Here is a 16,803-nt window from a genome sequence, read left to right as displayed (position 1 = left end):
GCCCGGGGCGATGAGGAGGGTCGCGGCGCCCGGGCCCGCGGGGGGCCCCCCCGGGGGGGGAGGGAGCGGGCCGGTTCAGGCCCGGGTGAGTTCGACGAGCGAGCGCACCGGTCCCAGGTCGACCACGCGGCGCAGGGCGAGGCCGGCATCGGCCGCCAGCCCGCGCAGCTGCTCGGTGGTGCGCATCCGCCCGCCCAGGTAGATGAGCATCCGCAGGTCCAGATCCGTCTGGTCGGTCTGCACGTCGAGCAGACCCTCCAGGACCATGATCCGGCCGCCCGGACGGACGGCCTCCGCACAGCGCCGCAGGATCTCGACCGCCCGCTCGTCGGGCCAGTTGAGCAGGACGTTGGAGAGCAGGTACACGTCGCCGTCGGCGGGCAGCGGATCGAAGAAGCTGCCGACCACCGCCCGGCAGCGCTCCTCCAGGCCGGCGTCCGCGAAGTCCCGCTCGGCCGCCGCCGCGGGCGCTTCCAGATCGAGCAGGGTGCCTCGTGCGCCCGGGGTGGCGTCGACCACGGCCGCGAGCAGGTCACCGCTGCCGCCGCCCACGTCCACGACGTGACGGACGTCCTGCCAGTCGCCCCGGGCCAGCAGTTCGGGGACGACCCAGCGCATGCTCGACGCCATCCGCCGGGCGAATGCCTCCGCGAGCGCGCCGTCGGACTCGACGTCCGTCCAGAACTCCTGTCCGTACAGCGCGGAGTAGACCGGTCCGCCGGTGCGCACCGCGTCGAGCAGGCGGAACACCGCGGCCTCGCCCCGGCCGGTCGGGCCGTCCAGGCGGAGCCAGTCCCGGCCCGACTGCGGGACGTCGTCGCGCAGCAGGACACCGAGGTCGGTCGGTTCGTAGCCCCCGTCGGGGAGGGTGCGGTAGATCCCGGCGTTGACCAGGTGACCGAGGAGCCGTCCCAGAGCGGTCGCGTCCACGTTCACCTCCCGGGCCAGCGACTCGACCGTGACCGCACCGGCGGCCATGTGGTCGGAGAGTCCGAGGGTGGCGGCCACTCTGATGGCCATGGGGGTGATCAGATCGCTCTTTTCCAGCAACTCCTGCGACCAGGGGGGATTGCTCACTGCTTCCTCTCACGTGCACAAGCGATGTGGGGGGGTGGGGAAAGTGCCGTGGCGGCCGGAGGGAGGCGCCCCCTCCGGCCGGGCGGCCCTTCGTCAGACCGTGCCGAACCAGGTGGTGACGGCCGCGGTCAGCGATTCGCGCAGCTCCGGCTCGGGCATGTCCCGGTCCGCGGCCCAGGCGACATAGCCGTCGGGGCGGACCAGCAGACCGGCCAGCTGCGGCTCTTCGGCGCACTCGGCCCGCACGTGCTGGAGCCGGCCGTCCCAGGAGACGCCCGCGGCCCACTTCTCGTGGACCTGGCCGATCAGCGAGTCCCCGGTCAGGTCGAGCAGCAGACCGGTGCCGCGCTTCAGGTACTTGGGGAGGGGCCGGACGCCGTCCTCAATCTTCAGTTCCAGGTCGCGGGCGAAGTCGCCGAGCAGCCGGTGCTCGGGGCCGTCGATCGCGTAGCGGACGGTGACGCCGCTGAGCATCTCGGCGAGGTACCGGTTCACCTGCTCGGTGCGCATGAGGTCGGTGAACAGCTCGCGCAGCGGGGTGACGTAGGGGTCCGGGTTCATCAGCGCGATCTGGGCGCGGGTGTTGGCCAGCACCTTGCGGGCCGGGGCCTGGCGTTCGCGGTCGTAGCTGTCGAGCAGGTCCTCGGAAGCCCAGCCGTGCACCGCGGCGGCGAGCTTCCAGCCGAGGTTGAAGGCGTCCTGGAGGCCGAGGTTGACGCCCTGGCCGCCGACCGGGAAGTGGGTGTGGGCGGCATCGCCCGCGATCAGCAGCCGCCCCTCGCGGTAGCGGTCCGCCTGGCACGCGGAGTCGGTGAAGACGGAGAGCCAGCGCGGTGCGTGCGCGCCGAGGTCGTCGCCCCAGATCTCGCGCAGGCTGGCGGTCAGCTCGTCCAGCGTGAGCTCCGCACCGGGCTCCCGGTCGGCCTCGAAGTCGAACGTGGAGACGCGGTGGTAGGTGTCGTCGAGCGGGACGCAGAACAGCAGGCCGCGCTCGGTGCGCTCCATGCCCATGGGGGCGTTCTCGCGGTCGGCGAGGATCACGTCGCCGAGCCGGGCGGTGACCCGTCCGCCGGTGCCGGGGAAGGCGATGCCGGCTTCCCGCCGCACCAGGCTGCGGGCGCCGTCGCAGCCGACGGCGTACCGGGCGCGCAGCGTGTAGGTGCCGTCGGGGCCGGTCACCTCGGCGTCGACGCCGTCGGCGTCCTGGCGTATCGCGGTGACCTCGTGACCGCGCCGGATCTCGGCGCCGAGCTCGGCGGCACGCTCCTCCAGCAGCCGTTCGGTCCGGGTCTGCTCGGAGAGCAGGGCATAGCCGTGCGCGCTGTCGAGGGTGGAGAAGTCGACCCACTCGTCGAGGCCGGCGAAGTGGCCGTTGTTCCAGGAGCGGGCCCCCTCGCGGAACCTCTTGAGCAGGCCGCGCCGGTCGAGGGACTCCAGGGAGCGGGCGTGCAGCCCGAAGGCCTTGGAGTGTGGGGTGCGCTCGGGCAGCCGCTCCAGCACCACCGCCCGTACGCGGGAGATCCGGAGTTCCGCGGCGAGCAGCATGCCGACGGGGCCGCCGCCGACGATCAGCACGTCGAAGTCGACGTCGGTGTCGTGGGCGATCTCGACGCCGCGATCGGAGTGCTCGGAGGGCCCGGAGTGCTCGGGTGGCACGGACTGGGACATGAGGTTCCCCCTCGGTGGATGCGTGAGATAGATGTTAGCTCACAGGTATATGCTTAATGTCATGCAGTCGATTGTGAGCATACAGATGCTCGTCTGTCGTAATCAACTCGATTAGAATGTGGGCCATGGACACTTCGACTCAGCCCCCGCCGCGGGCGGCGGATCTGCTCGACGCCGTCGGCCCCGCCTTCTCCCGGCTGCGGCGTGCGCAGGCGCTGAACGTGGAGAAGCAGGTGTCCCGCAAGGACTTCACCAGGACGCTGGTGCTCAACATCGTGCAGGACGGGCCCGACCAGGAGGGTCAGGAGATCACCGTCGGTGTCGTGGGCGAGCGGCTCGCCGTGGACCCCTCCGTGGCGAGCCGGATGGTCTCCGACTGCATCTCCGCCGGCTATCTGATCCGCGCGGCCTCACAGCGCGACGGCCGTCGTACGATCCTGCAGCTCACACCGGAGGGGCACGAGACGCTCGCCCGCTTCCGCAGCCACCAGCGGGCGGCCTTCGAGCGCATCACGCAGGACTGGCCCGAGGACGAGCGGCTCGAGTTCGCCCGGCTGCTCATCAAGTACGTGGACTCCGTGGGCGAGTTGCAGCACGAGTCGGGCTCCGCCTGACCCTCCGGCGCCCCGGCCGGGTTCGCGGCCCGGCCGTCCGCACGGAAGAGGTCCGCGGCGGTGACCGCCACGGACCCCGGCCCGCTACCTCCCGCCCGTGCGGGAACCTCGTGCGAGGACGCCGCGCAGCACCGCTGTCAGCACCGGGGTCTCCTCGCCTTCCGGGTCCGCGCCCGGCGACCGCCACGCGACGACGCCGTCCGGCCGTACCAGCACGGCCCCTTCGGGGCGCAGACCGCCGTAGCGCTCGGACCAGGTGCCGTCCGGATCGGCCAGGGTGCCCGCCCCGGCGTCCGTCCCCGGCACCACCCGGCGGGCCGTGATCTTCAGGCCCAGTGCGGCGGAGACGGCGACCGCCGCCGAGATCCACTCGCGGCCGTTCTCTCCGGTCAGCAGGACGAAGTCCCGCCCGAACAGGTCGAGTGTGGACACCGGTTCACCGCCGCGCACGAGCTCCACGTACGGCGCCCGGGTGCCCGGTGCCCCGCGCAGCGCGCGCGGATCGGAGGCCACCGGGAGGTCCGCGCCGCCCGGCTCCGCCACCACCGCGGCGGACCGGTAGGCCTGACCCGACGTCACCGTCACCGCGTCCGCGACGGCCGCCCGCTGCTCCGGGGTCGCCGTGCCGGAACGCAGCGCCAGCTGGAGGGACCCCTGCTCGGCCGTGTACAGAGCCACGGGACGCCGCTCGGCGTCGTACGTCTCCACCAGGCCGGCCCCCGCGACGCCCCCGGCCACCAGGGCGAGCTTCCAGGCGAGGTTGTGGGCGTCGGCGATACCGGTATTGGCCCCGTAGCCCCCGGTCGGCGGCACCACGTGCGCCGCGTCCCCGGCCAGCAGCACCCTGCCGTGCACGAACCTCTCGGCCACCTGCTCCGCCATGTCCCAGGGGAAGCGCGAGCGGATCGTCACGTCGGTCCCCGGTGCTCCCACCGCGGCCCTCACCAGCTCGGCGCAGCGGTCGTCGGTGAAGTCCTCCAGGCTCTCCCCGTCCTCGGGCCGGTACCCGACGATGAGCGTGCCCCCGGTCAAGGTGTCGTCATGCACCAGGATGCCCGTGACCTGCGGGTTCTGTATGTGGACCACGCTGTAGCGGCGGTCCCCCAGCACCGGGCGCAGATCCGCGCCGAACGCGATGCTCACATGGCGGGACAGCACCCCGCGCCCCTGCCGGGGCACCTTCAGCGCCTCCCGGACGGTACTGCGCGGCCCGTCGCAGGCCACCAGGTAGGAGCTGCGGAAGGTGCGGGTGCCGCCGGCGCCGTCGTCGAGGACGGCGGTGACCCCCTCCGGGTCCTCCGCGAAGGAGACCAGCTCCGTGCCGAACCTGAGGTCGGCACCGAGCTCCACGGCCCTCTCCCGCAGCAGCGGCTCCAGCCGGTCCTGCGGCAGCAGGAGCAGCCGGGACGGGGTGAGGTCGCCCAGGTCGTCGTCGCCTTCCAGCTCCTCCTTGCTGAACAGCACCTCACCGGCCAGCGAGGTCACTCCGGCCCGGGTGCGGTGCGTGGCGAAGCCGGACGCCTCCCGCACGGCGGCGTCCTCGACCCCCGCCTGGCGCAGCAGTTCCCCGGTGCGGGGGTAGTAGCCGACGGCCCTCGGATGGATCGACGTGCTCGGACGGCGCTCGACGAGGGTGCAGCGGACCCCGTGCCGGGCGAGGAACAGGGCGGTGGACAGCCCCACGAGGCTGCCGCCGACGATCAGTACGGGCGCGCTGCCGGAACGGTCGGAAGCGGAGGTCATCACACGGTCCCTCTCTGGGTGATCAGGCTCGGGCACGGGTTCACGGGGTCGGCAGTCCGGCCCGTCCCAGGGCCAGGTAGTCCACGACCTCCCAGTGCTCCGCGACCTTCCCGCGCTCGATCCGGAACTGGTCGCAGGTACGCATCTCCAGGGGCAGCCCGGACGGGCCGCCTCCGCTCCACGCGCCGGTGAGCGTGCCGGTCCAGGTCACGAAGACCATCACCCGGTCGTCGGCGGCGACGATGTGGTCGACGGTGGTGACCAGGTCGGGGAAGGCGGCGATGTTGTCGGCGAAGAACGCCTTGAACGCGTCGAGCCCGTCCGGCACCGCGTCCGTACGCATGTTGTGGTGCCGGTAGTCCTGGTGGTAGTAGTGCTCGGCCATGTCCAGCCGGTGCTCGCTGAAGACGTCGCGATACGCGCCGAGGACCAGCTCCGCGTTGGCCCGCTCGGTGTCGCTGTGCGGGCCGTGCAGCCCGGGTGCGGCCGGCTGGCCGCTGCGGTCCGGTCCGCCGTCCACGCCGTGCGCGACGAGCACGTCACGGTCCACCACGTTCCAGTGCTCGGCCACCCTGCCGTCCGCCAGGCGGTACAGCTCGGCCGTGTGCAACCGCAGTTCGGCGCCCGACCGGGAGCGTCCGGTCCAGGTCGCGAAGAGCATCACCCGGTCGTTCCCGGCCACCAGGTGGTCGATGTCCGCGCGCAGCGCCGGGAACGTACGGTCCGATGTCCGCCAGTCGGCCGGGTCGTGTTCCAGGCAGTCGGTGTGGAAGAAGCGGCCTGCCTCCTCCGAGCGGCGCTCGCGGTAGAGCGTTCCGTACAGCTCGCGGATCAGCTCGGCGTTGCGCGTGCGCTGCCCGGCAGGGATCACGGTGGTCATGGGTTCCTCTCGCTCGGCTGTTGCCAGGGGTTCGGGAAGGGGGCCGGATCAGGCGGTGCCGGCCGCTCAGGCCTTGAGCGCGTAGGTCGACCAGTGGGAGTCGGCCTCGAAGCCGAGCTTGCGGTTGAGCGCGACCACGGCCGTGTCTGCGGTGTCGTTGAAGACCTGGACCAGCGCGAGCCGGCCGTTCTCCCGGGCGGCCCCGAGCAGCAGCTCGCTCTTCAGCCAGGTGGCCAGACCGCGCCGCCGGTGCTGCGGAAGCACCAGCGTCTCGCCGCCGTCGGCCATCGGGCTGTTGCGCACGAACAAGGTGGCGTACCCGACGATCGCGGTGCCGTGCTCGGGCAGCGCCGCCACCACATGGGGCAGATGCCCGGCCCGCTCCGCCTCGGCCTCCCGCGCCCGTACGTCGTCGGCGGACGGACGCCGGATCCTGGCCTGGCCGTTGACCCGCTCCTCCAGCCCGCTCCAGGCCCGCGCGTAGGAACCGACGAGGTCGTCGGGGCAGGGCCCCTGCCACCGCACCAGCCGGTAGCCGGGCACCGGCCGGGCCGCCGCGGCCTGAAGCACCGCGCGGGCGGGCCCGGCCAGGCGGAGCCGGTGGCGCACGCTCTCGCCGATGAGTTCGGCTCCGAGCCCGGCCGCGAACCGCTCACCGGCCACCGCCCTCGGCGCGTCGGCCAGCAGCAGGTCCCGCCCCCGCTCCCGCAGGGCAGCCAGCCCCGCGGCCGCCAGTGCCCGCCCGGCACCGCGCCGCCGGAAGCCGGGGAACACCCACAGCGAACCGTGTCCCGGCCCGCCCGGGTCCCCCAGGTCCAGGCCGAGCTTCAGCACACCGGCCGGGGTGCCGCCGTCGTACGCGGCCAGCACGATCCGTTCCGTCCCGTGCCGCCGCTGGAACAGCCGTGCCAGCAGGGCCTCGGTCACCGGCGGATCGCCGGGCAGCTCCAGGCTCATGGTGTCCCGGAACCCGGGAAGCAACGCGGCGATGGTCGCCGGCTCATCGCCGTCGAGGCTACGAATCTCCATGCCCCACACGGTGACCCGGACCTCTCGAAGCACCGTCGAGGACAGCTCGACATCGGCACAAGGGGACGGAACCCAGGGCCTGTCATTCGGATCAGGTCGGCCGAGAGTGACTGCGCCTGCCCTGGTCGTGCAGGATGATGGCCTGGACCGGGCAGGCCCTGGCCGCCTCCTTCACCATGGGGTCCCCGGCGCGTTCCGCTCCGCCGGGCAGCAGTTGCCCCACCCCGTCGTCGTCCTGGGTGAACACCTCGGGCGCCGTCATCGCGCACATGGCGGCGCCGATGCACCGGTCCGTCGCCACGCTGACACCCGTCCGGGGCCCGCTCACCACTCGACGGGGAGTTCGGCGACGCCCTGAAGCACGTACGGGGCGTTCAGCGGCAGTTCGGTCGACCGGACCGGCACCCGCAGGCCCGGGATGCGCCGGAAGAGGGTGCGGAAAGCGATCTCCATCTCCGCCCGGGCCAGGTTCTGGCCGATGCACTGGTGGATTCCGTAGCCGAAGGCGACATGGCGTCCTGCGGAGCGCCGGACGTCGAAGGAGTCGGGGTCCTCCCATGCCCTCGGGTCCCGGTTCATCAGCATCGTGGACATGGCCACCCCGTCGCCGGCCCTGATGGTGTGCCCCGCGATCTCGATGTCCTCGGCCGCCACCCTCATCAGCACGTCCCCGATGGAGGTGAACCGCATCAGCTCCTCCACCGCGCCGGGCAGCAGGGACTCGTCCGCCCGCAACAGCGCGAGCTGGTCGGGGTGTTCGAGGAGTGTCACGGTCCCCAGCGCGATCATGTTGGAGGTGGTCTCGTGGCCGGAGACGAGCAGCAGCGAGCAGATCATCGCCAGCTCCTGGTGGTCGACCGCTCCCTCCGCGAGCTGATGCGCGATCAGTTCGTCGATCAGGCCGTCGCCCGGCTCCTTCTCCTTCTTCGCGATCAGGTCGAAGAGATAGGCGAGGATCTCGGTGAAGGCCGTCCGGGCCTGCTCCGCCTCGCCCTCCCCCGAGGAGGACAGCACGTGCCGGGAGCGCTCGTCGAAGTACCCGCGGTCCTCGAACGGCACGCCGAGCAGGGCGCAGATCACCGCTGAGGGCAGCGGAAGGGCGTACTGGGACAACAGCTCGGCGGGGCTGCCCCGGCGGAGCATCTCGTCGACGAGTCCCTCGGCGATCCGCTCGATCTCCGGGCGCAGCGCGGCGACCCGCCGGATACCGAAGCCCGGGATCACCATGCGCCGCTGACGCCCGTGCTCGGGGTCGTCCACGCCGACCAGCGGGGGTGCGGCCCGCTGCTGCGTCTGGGCGGCGATCCGCGGCGCCAGGAACGGGAAGCCGGGGTGGAGGACGTCGGAGGACAGCCGGGGGTCGGGGAACAGGGCCCGGCCGACCTCGCTGCCGGTCACCAGCCACACCTGACGGCCGTCGTACAGCGTGACCTTCGTCAGCGGACCGCGCTCGCGCAGTTCCTCGTAGCCGACGGGCATCTGGTAGGGGCAGGCCCGGGTCATCGGGTAGGCCGGAGCCGCGGTGTCCTCGGGTGGTCTGGTGTTCTGCATCGTGTGCCTCCTGGGCCGGTTTCCGACACAGGTCATTGAGCCCCGCCGCTCTCGAGGGCATATGGAGGATCCCTGGAGAGCTGCGGGGCCCGCCGGGCCCGGGGGCCCGGCGGGTTCAGGCGCCCCCGGTGACCCGGAGGGTCTCGCCGTTGGTGTTGCCGTTGGCGGCCGAGCCGAGGAAGGTGACGGCCCGGGCCACGTCCTCGGGCGCGGACATCCGGCCCGACGGCAGGGTCCTGCCCTTCTCCTCCAGGAAGCCCGGCGGCACGTGCGCCCGCACGGTCTCGGTGCTGGTCTGGCCGGGCACCACCATGTTGACCAGGATGCCGTCCGGCCCCAGCTCCCAGGCCAGGCTGCGCATCAGGCCGAACAGCGCGGACTTGCCCGCGCCGTAGGCCCCGGCCCCGGCCTTGCCGGTGTCCGCGAGGCCCGCGCCGATCAGCACGATCCGGCCCCACGGCCGCCCGCGCATCCACGGCAGGACGGCCTGCAGCGTGTGGAACACGGCATCGACCGACGTGCGCAGCACCTCCTGCCACTGCTTCGCCGGGACGTCCTCGAAGCGCGGCACCGGCTGCCCGGGCCGCGGGATCGCCTCGCTCCAGACCACGGCGTTGGCCACCAGCACGTCGATGCCGCCCCACTCCTCGGCGACCCGCCCCACGGCGTCCCGTATGCAGCTCTCGTCCGCGAGGTCGTAGCGCACCACCAGCGGTGTCCCGCCCGCCTCGGTCACCAGGCGGGCCGTCTCCCGGGCCCCGTCCTCGTCGCTGTGGTAGGTGATCGCGACCCTGGCCCCCTCCTCCCCGTAGGCCACGGCCGTCGCCCGGCCGATGCCCGAGGAGGCGCCGGTGACCAGCACGACCTTGTTCCGCAGATCCGTCCTCATGAGTCCACCTCGGTCGTCGGGGCACGGCCGGCGCTCTGCGCGTGCCGGAAGAAGTCGTCCGGGTCGTAGGCCCGCTTCACATCGCGCAGCCGGAACCGGTTGGCGCCGAAGTACTCCTTCTCCCCGTCCTCGTCCACCCGTGAGCTGGGGAAGTTGATGTACGAGCCGCAGGCGAGCGGTGTGAGGGCCGTGGCCGCGCGGTCCGCGAGCTCGGTCAGCCGCTGCGGCGCCGCCGGGTCCGTCGCCGCCTGGCGGCAGGCGAACTGATAGCCGACCAGGAACCGCGCGTCCCGGTGCGCGTAGGCGGTCGCGCCGCTCGGCACCCTGCTCGCGGCACCGCCCAGGGCGATGCACAGCAGATAGCGCTCCTGCCCCGTCGCGTCGAGCGCGGGATCCCAGGCGTCGAGCAGCGCCGCCGATTCCGCCCGGGTCGAGGCCCGGCCGGTGAGCCGGTAACTCTGCCGGGTGTACGGGTGGCGGTGCCCCTCGGCCTCGGGGCCGGTGCCCGTACGACGGCACTGGGACACCGTCTTCGAGCCGCACAGCGCCTCGTGCATCACCTCGGCGTACCCGCCCCGCGCACCGACGGTCCTGCTCAGCGGCTTGCACCCGGCCCGCTCGGCCAGTTCGTCCAGGCCGTCGCGCAGCACCTCGTCCGGCCCCAGGTGCACCCCCCAGACCCGGACCACCGGCCGCCCGCCGGGCCCGAACATGCCCGGCAGCACGACCAGGGAGGTGCCGAGTTCGTCGGGACCGTCGACCGCCCACTCCTGCCAGGCCGTCAGGACCTCCACGGCGTCGTCGTACGCCCACAGCGTCTCGAAGGCGGTCAGGGCGGGCGCGTCGATCGAGCGCACCTCGAACTCGGTGACCACCCCGAAGGTGCCTCCGCCGCCGCCGCGCGTCGCCCAGTACAGGTCGGGCTCCTCGGTCGGCGAGCAGCGGACGGTCCTGCCGTCCGCGAGCACGACGCGCGCCGCGGTGACCCGGTCGCTGCCCAGACCGAACTTGCGTGTCTGCCAGCCGATCCCGCCGCCGGTCAGGAATCCGCCCGCGGCGACCGTGGGAAAGGTCCCGGTGACGATCTGCCGCCCCTGGTCCCGCAGGGCGTCCAGCGCGTCCAGCGACTGCACGCCCGCCCCCAGCCGCACCACGGGCCCCTCGGCGACGACGTGGTTCATCCAGGACAGGTCGACGACGAGCCCCTCACCGGTCGACCAGCCGTTGAAGCTGTGGCCGCCGCCCCGGACGTGCGGCCGCACCCCCCGCTCCCGGGCGTACCGCACGCACAGCGCGACATCCCGCTCGGAGGCGCAGTACGCGACGGCGTACGGCTCGATCGTGTCGTACTCGGTGTTCTGAAGCTGCCGGGCCAGGGCGAAGCCCGCCTCGTCCGGCAGGACCAGATCCCCGTCGAGCCGGTCCCGCAGCGCCGCCGCCCGCATCAGTCGTCGATGCCGAACTTGCCGGCGGTCACCTTGGATCCGGCGTGCCCGCGCAGCTTGGTGCCCTGCGGGTCGAAGAACTCGGCACCGCCGGTGCCCTGCCACTCGGTGTCGGAGACGAACTCGCCCGACACCCGCACATGGGCCTCGCCCACGTGGTTGCCCTCGGGGTCGGCGGCCAGGATGTGGAAGCCGTACTCGAAACTGTCCGGGCCCGTGGCGCGCCAGGTGCCCAGGCCGATGTTCTTGGTGTTGAGCTGGGTGGAGACCACCGTGCCGTCCGCCGAGAAGCTGACGAGCCCGGGGACCGCCTTGCCGTCGTCGTCCAACTGCGTGGTCCAGGTGCCGACCAGCCGTACGTCGCTCATCACAGATCTCCTCGATTCTCCGGGGGAACCGGTGGGTGGGACTGTCCCGGCCAGGCTTCCGGCCCGCTCTCAAGACCCGCTCGAAACGCCCTGTAGCCGGGCGGCGGCTCCTCCCGCGGCGGGCAGCACGCCGGGCCGAGCTCCGGATGCCAGAGCGCGGCCACGTGCACGGAGCCGAGGGCCACGAGCGCGCGGTACGCCGGCAGCAGCAGGTAGCGCACCAACCCGCGCCACACCACACGCGGGGCGGTGACGCGGGGCGGGACGGTCTTCTTGTCGGGGTGTCCCTCGGGCAGGAACCCCGGGTCGAACGGACGAAGGGGCACGGCACTCCTAGGGGACGGCCGGCGAGGTGGCCGACGCGGGTGGTCAGGCGACGCGGATCGTCAGGCGGCGCGAGTCGTCAGGCGGCGCGGATCGTCAGGCGGCGCGGACTGCCATCTCCACGCCGCCGCCGTCGCCGCCGTCGAAGGGAAGGGGCAGCGACACGTAGCCGCCGCCGGAGAACCGGACATGGGCGAGGAACTCCGCACACGCCGACGTCACGTCCCGCACGCCGAGGGCCACCACCACCGCGCCCGGCAGCATCCTGGGTTCCACCAGCTTCAGCAGCGCCAGGAAGGACTCCGGCGGGCCACCGAGCAGCAGCAGGTCCACCGGCCCGGGGACGGTCGCCAGCGCCCGCTCGGGACGGCCCGGCCGTACGTCCGCGTACCGTCCGAGTCCGGCCTTCTCGACCGCCGCGGCGGCGGCCTCGGCACGTACGGCCTCCGGCTCGCAAGCGATGACCCGGCCGTGCCCGTTCTCGCGCATCGCGGCCGCGACACCGGTGGTGAACGACGCGGACGGGCAGCCGATCTGGAGCACGGTCAGCGGCCCGGCCGCCAGCACCAGCTGCCGCAGGAGGGTTCCGGTGGCGGCTTCGAAGGAGGGAACGGCGGCATCGGACGCAGGGTCGGTACAGGAAACGGCACTGGGCATGCGGAACTCCCCGTCACGAGTCTCGAGACGTTCGCGGTCTCTTCGCCGAGAGTTACAGACGCCGTCCCCACGAGCGACGGCCCTGGATGCCTTCGCGAGCGAGACTCCAGCCGCACTCCAAACGGTGGGCCGCGGGCACGGTCCCGGCCCTTCGCTCAGGACCGGTGATCCGGCGGGCCGTCTAGGAGAGCGTCCCCGCCAGCGTCCCCGCCAGGGTGAGGGCGAGGAACGCCGCGCCCCACGTCATCGCGTGCCGTATCCGGCGGTGTTTGACGCGGGTGGTCCGGGTCAGGAGCTGCGGCGGGGTGTCGGCGGCCGGGGCCGGGTGGGGCGTCCTCGCCAGGCTCAGCAGGACCAGGGACGGGGCGCAGGCCGCGCAGCCGGTCCACAGCAGGAGCTGGGGGATCGCGGCGTACTGGGCGGGGGTGATGACGCCGGCGGTGATCGCGGTGAGGAGGGCGGCCAGGGCGGCGCCGAGGGTGGCCAGGGTCAGGCCCGCCCGGTGGTCGGCCCTCGCCAGTTCCTTTCGGACCGCCTCGGGCGGAAGCGGCCGGGCAGGGTCCGCCGTGTGCTCGCCTCGGAGTGTGGTCATGCCTACCCCTCGCTGATCAGCGGTCTCCTCCGAGTACCCCAAAGGGGCTGCCCCACACCGTAGTTCAGGAGTTCCACGTCTCGTCGTACGGGTCGTGCGGGGTGGGGACCGGCCTCGCGGTCGTCACCTCCAGGTAGGGGACGGGGCCGTTGTTGACCGGGTCCTCGGTGCGGCGGGGGCTGTAGGTGCCGGTGACCTCCAGCCAGGTGTCCGGGCTCAGGACCGGCGGGGTGTTGCCCGTCAGGGCGATCTTCACGGGCTGTGCGTCGGCGGCGCAGCAGTTGAGGCCCATGCGGACCAGGTAGGGGGCGCCCGTCCGGTCCAGGGTGACGAAGCCGGTGATCTTCAGCTCGCGGTGGTGGAGGGCGCGGCCGTCGTCGTAGACCGCGCGGGCGGCGTAGTCCGCCACGGCCAGGCGGAGCGGGGCGTCGCCGGTGGGGAGGGCCGGGAAGCCGAAGGGTTTCGTCAGGGCCGTACCGGTGTGCGCCGCGCTGTAGGAGCCCAGGGCCGGCGGGGCGACCAGGATCAGGGCGAGGACCGGGAGCGTGAGCAGCCAGGAGACGCGGGGTTCGCGGTGGTGGTCGTGGGCGGGGGTGCCCCGGCGGTCGTACCAGAGGGTGGCCGCCGCCGTGACGACCAGGACCGCGCCCGCCAGGAGGACCAGGGGACGCAGCCCCTCCTTGACGTACCGCAGGTAGAGGTCGGTCGTGCCGGCGTGCAGGAGGGTCGCGCCGAGCAGGAAGAGGAGGGCCGTCTGGGCCAGGCGGTTCACAGCAGGACCGTTCCGGTCAGGGCCGACACGACGACGGCCAGGACGAAGGTCGCGGGGGCGAAGCGCAGGGCGAAGGAGCGGCCGAAGGTGCCCGCCTGCATCGCGAAGAGCTTCAGGTCGATCATCGGGCCGACGACCAGGAACGTCAGACGGGCCGTCAGGGAGAACTGGGTCAGGGACGCCGCCACGAACGCGTCCGCCTCCGAGCAGATGGAGAGCAGGACGGCCAGGGCCGCGAGGACGAGGACCGACAGCACGGGGTGGCCGGCCGCGAGGCTCAGCCACCCCGCGGGGACGACCGCCTTCAGGGTGGCCGCGGCCATCGCGCCGATCACCAGGAAACCGCCCGCGTGCGTCACGTCGTGGCGGACCGAGCCCCAGAAGGCCGCTCCCCTGCCCAGCCCTTCGTGCGAGGCGCGGGCCGGGGGGCGGATCCAGTCCGTGCGGCCGAGGCGGTGCCAGAGCCAGCCCATCGAGCAGGCCACCAGCAGGCTCGCGACGAAGCGGGCCAGGACCATCTCCGGGTTGCCGGGGAACGCCACGGCCGTCGCCGTCAGCACGATCGGGTTGATGGCGGGCGCCGACAGGAGGAAGGCCAGGGCCGCCGCCGGCGTGACCCCGCGGCGGACCAGGGCGCCGGCCACCGGCACGGACGCGCACTCGCAGCCCGGCAGCACCGCGCCCGCCGCGCCCGCGACCGGCACCGCGAGGGCCGGGTGCTTCGGCAGGGCCCGGGCGAAGAACGACGGCGGCACGAACACCGCGATGGCCGCCGACAGCAGCACCCCGAGCACCAGGAACGGCAGCGCCTGGACCATGACCGCGACGAACACCGTCATCCAGCTCTGCATCACCGGTGCGGCCAGGGCTCCACGGACCGGGTCCTGGAACATCACGGCCGTGAGCAGCAGAAGGGTCAGCAGGAGCGGCGAGTTGAGCCGCCGGGCCTCCTCTTTGTCCGGGCCTGTCCCCGTGCCCCGGTCCTCCCCGGCGTCGCCGTGCTCGCCGCTGTCCTGCGGGGCTCTGTTCGTGATGGCCACGGGCCCGGTACCTCCGGTGGTGCGCGAGGGCTTTGCCCATTCCCTCCCCTTGCGTACGGGCGGCGACGGCCGGGCGTTCACGTCGCGCCGTCCCCTTCTGGAACCGGTCGTCCCGGTGAGGCAGTCTTCTCCTCGTGGGGAGCGTTCCGAACCAAGGTCAGCCGAGTGATCCGGCCACGCACATGATCGTGTGCGGTGACGACGGCCTCGCGCACCGGCTGGCCGCCGAACTCCGTGGCGTCTACGCCGAGCAGGTCACGCTGGTCGTGCCGCCCTCCGGGCGACGGTTGCGGCAGCCCATGGCCGGACGGGCCCGGGCCGCCTCGGCCGCGCTGCTGGACCGGGTCGTGAACGCGGCCGTCAACCGGACCGGCGCGAACGGCGAACCGGCCGCGGGCGAACCGGTCGTGGAGGCACCGGAGATCACCGAGGCGGTGCTCACCGAGGTGGGTGCCGACCGGGCGGCGGCGCTCGCCCTCGTCTTCGACGACGACGAGACCAACATCCGCGCAGCTCTCACCGCCCGCCGCCTCAACCCCCGCATCCGCCTCGTACTGCGGCTCTACAACCGGCGGTTGGGGCAGCACATCGAGGATCTGCTGGACCAGACCGCCGCCCTCGCCTCCGGGGACGGTCGGGGAGAGGGCCTCGACGCGTCCACGACGGTGCTGTCCGACGCCGACACGGCCGCTCCCGCACTGGCCGCCACCGCTCTCGCCGGCACCGGCAAGGTCGTCCAGACGGAAGGGCTGGTGCTGCGGGCGGTGGAACGGCAGCCGCGGCCGGGCGAGGTGGCCGACCCGGGGCTGTGCACCCTGGCGCTGCTGTCCGCCACGAGCAACGATCCGGCCGGCGCGGACGGTTCCGAGGGCAGCGGGGAGCACGGCCCGCGCCTGCTGCCGGACGAGGCGGCGGTGGCGTCGGCGACCGGGCGCGGGACCGTCGTCCTGGAACAGGTGTCGTACTCGGGGTCGTCCCTGCCCGCCGGGCGGGGCGGTGTGCCGCCGTTCGCCTCGCTGTTCTCGCGGCGGCTGCGGTGGTCACTGGCCGGGCTGGTGGGCTGTGTGCTGGCGCTCGCCGTCGCGTTGATGATCGTGGCCGACGAGCATCCGCTGTACGCCACGTACATCACGCTGCTCGATCTCTTCGGCATCAACGATCCCGCGCTCCACCAGTCGACCGCCCGGCAGGTGCTGCAACTGCTGTCCGGCCTGGTGGGGTTGCTGTTGCTGCCCGTGCTGCTGGCGGCGGTGCTGGAAGCGCTGGGCACGTTCCGCAGCGCGTCCGCGCTGCGCAAGCCGCCCCGGGGGCTCGGCGGGCACGTGGTGCTGCTCGGGCTCGGCAAGATCGGGACGCGGGTGCTCACCCGGCTGCGGGAGCTGAACATCCCGGTGGTGTGCGTGGAGTCCGACCCGGACGCGCGGGGTCTGGCCACGGCGCGGCGGCTGCGGGTGCCGGTGGTGCTCGGGGACGTCACGCAGGAGGGCGTACTGGAGGCCGCGAAGATCCACCGCGCCCATGCGCTGCTGGCGCTGACCAGCGCGGACACGACGAATCTGGAGGCGTCGCTGTACGCGCGGTCGGTACGGCCCGACCTGCGGGTCGTACTGCGGCTGTACGACGACGACTTCGCGACGGCCGTGTACCGGACGCTGCGGGCCGCGCACCCGCACGCCCTGACGCGCAGCCGGAGCGTGTCGCATCTGGCCGCGCCCGCGTTCGCCGGGGCGATGATGGGGCGCCAGATCCTGGGCGCGATCCCCGTGGAGCGGCGGGTGCTGCTGTTCGCCGAGGTCGATGTGGCCGGGCATCCGCAGCTGGAGGGGCGGACGGTCGGCGAGGCGTTCCGTGCGGGGGCCTGGCGGGTGCTGGCGCTCAACACGGCGCCTCCCGGGGGACGTCGGGGAGAGGCCGATCCCCCGGGTGAGGAGCGGGTGCCGGCTTCGGGCCTGGTGTGGGATCTGCCTCCTGCGTATGTGCTGAAGGCGGGAGACCGGGTGGTGCTGGCGGCGACGCGGCGGGGGCTCGCGGAGCTGCTGGGACGCAGGCGGCGGGAGCGGGCGGGGGCGTGACGCCGAGCGGGTGTTCCCTGCTCGGCGTCAGACGCCCGAGGGTTGCGGAGCAACCCGAGGGGCGCGGGGAACCGCGCGATCA

The 16,803-nt window shown here is 73.2% G+C and carries 17 protein-coding genes; 2 read left to right on the top strand and 15 right to left on the bottom strand.

Annotated elements, in window-relative coordinates; translation table 11 throughout:
* Positions 1 to 75: 75 nt before the first annotated feature.
* Together ACFCXS_RS24730 and ACFCXS_RS24725 are read right to left on the bottom strand one after the other, a co-directional pair.
* The gene (locus ACFCXS_RS24730) at positions 76 to 1,077 is read right to left on the bottom strand and encodes a methyltransferase (protein ID WP_376645506.1); all 1,002 of its coding nucleotides are present in this window, start codon (positions 1,075 to 1,077) and stop codon (positions 76 to 78) included.
* Between the two features lie 93 nt (positions 1,078 to 1,170).
* A complete protein-coding gene (locus ACFCXS_RS24725) occupies positions 1,171 to 2,745 on the bottom strand; it encodes an FAD-dependent monooxygenase (RefSeq protein ID WP_376645505.1) in 1,575 nt (524 codons plus the stop codon).
* 125 nt (positions 2,746 to 2,870) lie between these two features.
* Here ACFCXS_RS24725 and ACFCXS_RS24720 point away from each other — a divergent pair, with 125 nt between their 5' ends.
* A complete protein-coding gene (locus ACFCXS_RS24720) occupies positions 2,871 to 3,359 on the top strand; it encodes a MarR family winged helix-turn-helix transcriptional regulator (protein ID WP_376645504.1) in 489 nt (162 codons plus the stop codon).
* An 84-nt stretch (positions 3,360 to 3,443) separates the two neighbouring features.
* Here the strand turns inward: ACFCXS_RS24720 and ACFCXS_RS24715 are convergent, their stop codons facing one another.
* From ACFCXS_RS24715 to ACFCXS_RS24655, 13 genes are all read right to left on the bottom strand, one after another.
* The gene (locus ACFCXS_RS24715) at positions 3,444 to 5,102 is read right to left on the bottom strand and encodes an FAD-dependent oxidoreductase (RefSeq protein WP_376645503.1); all 1,659 of its coding nucleotides are present in this window, start codon (positions 5,100 to 5,102) and stop codon (positions 3,444 to 3,446) included.
* 40 nt (positions 5,103 to 5,142) lie between these two features.
* Positions 5,143 to 5,982 carry an ester cyclase family protein gene (locus ACFCXS_RS24710; protein ID WP_376645502.1) on the bottom strand — a complete coding sequence of 280 codons (840 nt, stop codon included), beginning with the start codon at positions 5,980 to 5,982 and terminating at the stop codon, positions 5,143 to 5,145.
* A gap of 66 nt (positions 5,983 to 6,048) precedes the next feature.
* On the bottom strand, positions 6,049 to 7,011 hold the full coding sequence (locus ACFCXS_RS24705) for a GNAT family N-acetyltransferase (protein WP_376645501.1): 963 nt from the start codon (positions 7,009 to 7,011) through the stop codon (positions 6,049 to 6,051).
* Positions 7,012 to 7,102: 91 nt separating this feature from the next.
* A complete protein-coding gene (locus ACFCXS_RS24700) occupies positions 7,103 to 7,312 on the bottom strand; it encodes a ferredoxin (RefSeq protein WP_376645500.1) in 210 nt (69 codons plus the stop codon).
* A gap of 23 nt (positions 7,313 to 7,335) precedes the next feature.
* Positions 7,336 to 8,562: a cytochrome P450 gene (locus ACFCXS_RS24695; protein WP_376645499.1), complete on the bottom strand. Its 1,227-nt coding sequence runs from the start codon at positions 8,560 to 8,562 to the stop codon at positions 7,336 to 7,338.
* A 115-nt stretch (positions 8,563 to 8,677) separates the two neighbouring features.
* Positions 8,678 to 9,451 carry an SDR family NAD(P)-dependent oxidoreductase gene (locus ACFCXS_RS24690; protein ID WP_376645498.1) on the bottom strand — a complete coding sequence of 258 codons (774 nt, stop codon included), beginning with the start codon at positions 9,449 to 9,451 and terminating at the stop codon, positions 8,678 to 8,680.
* The gene (locus ACFCXS_RS24685) at positions 9,448 to 10,896 is read right to left on the bottom strand and encodes an FAD-binding oxidoreductase (protein WP_376645497.1); all 1,449 of its coding nucleotides are present in this window, start codon (positions 10,894 to 10,896) and stop codon (positions 9,448 to 9,450) included. Before ACFCXS_RS24685 ends, ACFCXS_RS24690 begins: the two co-directional genes overlap by 4 nt.
* Positions 10,896 to 11,264 carry a hypothetical protein gene (locus tag ACFCXS_RS24680; protein ID WP_104783758.1) on the bottom strand — a complete coding sequence of 123 codons (369 nt, stop codon included), beginning with the start codon at positions 11,262 to 11,264 and terminating at the stop codon, positions 10,896 to 10,898. Before ACFCXS_RS24680 ends, ACFCXS_RS24685 begins: the two co-directional genes overlap by 1 nt.
* Positions 11,264 to 11,590, bottom strand: a complete 327-nt coding sequence (locus ACFCXS_RS24675) for a hypothetical protein (RefSeq protein ID WP_376645496.1) — start codon at positions 11,588 to 11,590, stop codon at positions 11,264 to 11,266. The genes ACFCXS_RS24680 and ACFCXS_RS24675 overlap by 1 nt, the downstream gene beginning before the upstream one ends.
* Before the next feature lie 94 nt (positions 11,591 to 11,684).
* The gene (locus ACFCXS_RS24670; RefSeq protein WP_376645495.1) at positions 11,685 to 12,245 is read right to left on the bottom strand and encodes a class I SAM-dependent methyltransferase; all 561 of its coding nucleotides are present in this window, start codon (positions 12,243 to 12,245) and stop codon (positions 11,685 to 11,687) included.
* A 181-nt stretch (positions 12,246 to 12,426) separates the two neighbouring features.
* Positions 12,427 to 12,837 carry a hypothetical protein gene (locus ACFCXS_RS24665; protein ID WP_376645494.1) on the bottom strand — a complete coding sequence of 137 codons (411 nt, stop codon included), beginning with the start codon at positions 12,835 to 12,837 and terminating at the stop codon, positions 12,427 to 12,429.
* Positions 12,838 to 12,901: 64 nt separating this feature from the next.
* Positions 12,902 to 13,609 (bottom strand): TIGR03943 family putative permease subunit, encoded by a 708-nt coding sequence (locus ACFCXS_RS24660; RefSeq protein ID WP_376645493.1) that lies wholly within the window; start codon positions 13,607 to 13,609, stop codon positions 12,902 to 12,904.
* Entirely contained in the window at positions 13,606 to 14,649 is a 1,044-nt protein-coding gene (locus ACFCXS_RS24655; RefSeq protein ID WP_376645492.1) for a permease, read from the bottom strand. The genes ACFCXS_RS24660 and ACFCXS_RS24655 overlap by 4 nt, the downstream gene beginning before the upstream one ends.
* Positions 14,650 to 14,831: 182 nt before the next feature.
* Here ACFCXS_RS24655 and ACFCXS_RS24650 point away from each other — a divergent pair, with 182 nt between their 5' ends.
* Positions 14,832 to 16,721 carry an NAD-binding protein gene (locus ACFCXS_RS24650; protein ID WP_376645583.1) on the top strand — a complete coding sequence of 630 codons (1,890 nt, stop codon included), beginning with the start codon at positions 14,832 to 14,834 and terminating at the stop codon, positions 16,719 to 16,721.
* Positions 16,722 to 16,803 lie beyond the last annotated feature (82 nt).

Source organism: Streptomyces sp. NPDC056373 (assembly GCF_042262425.1).
Taxonomy (GTDB): domain Bacteria; phylum Actinomycetota; class Actinomycetes; order Streptomycetales; family Streptomycetaceae; genus Streptomyces.
This window is presented reverse-complemented; position numbering and strand designations above follow the sequence as displayed.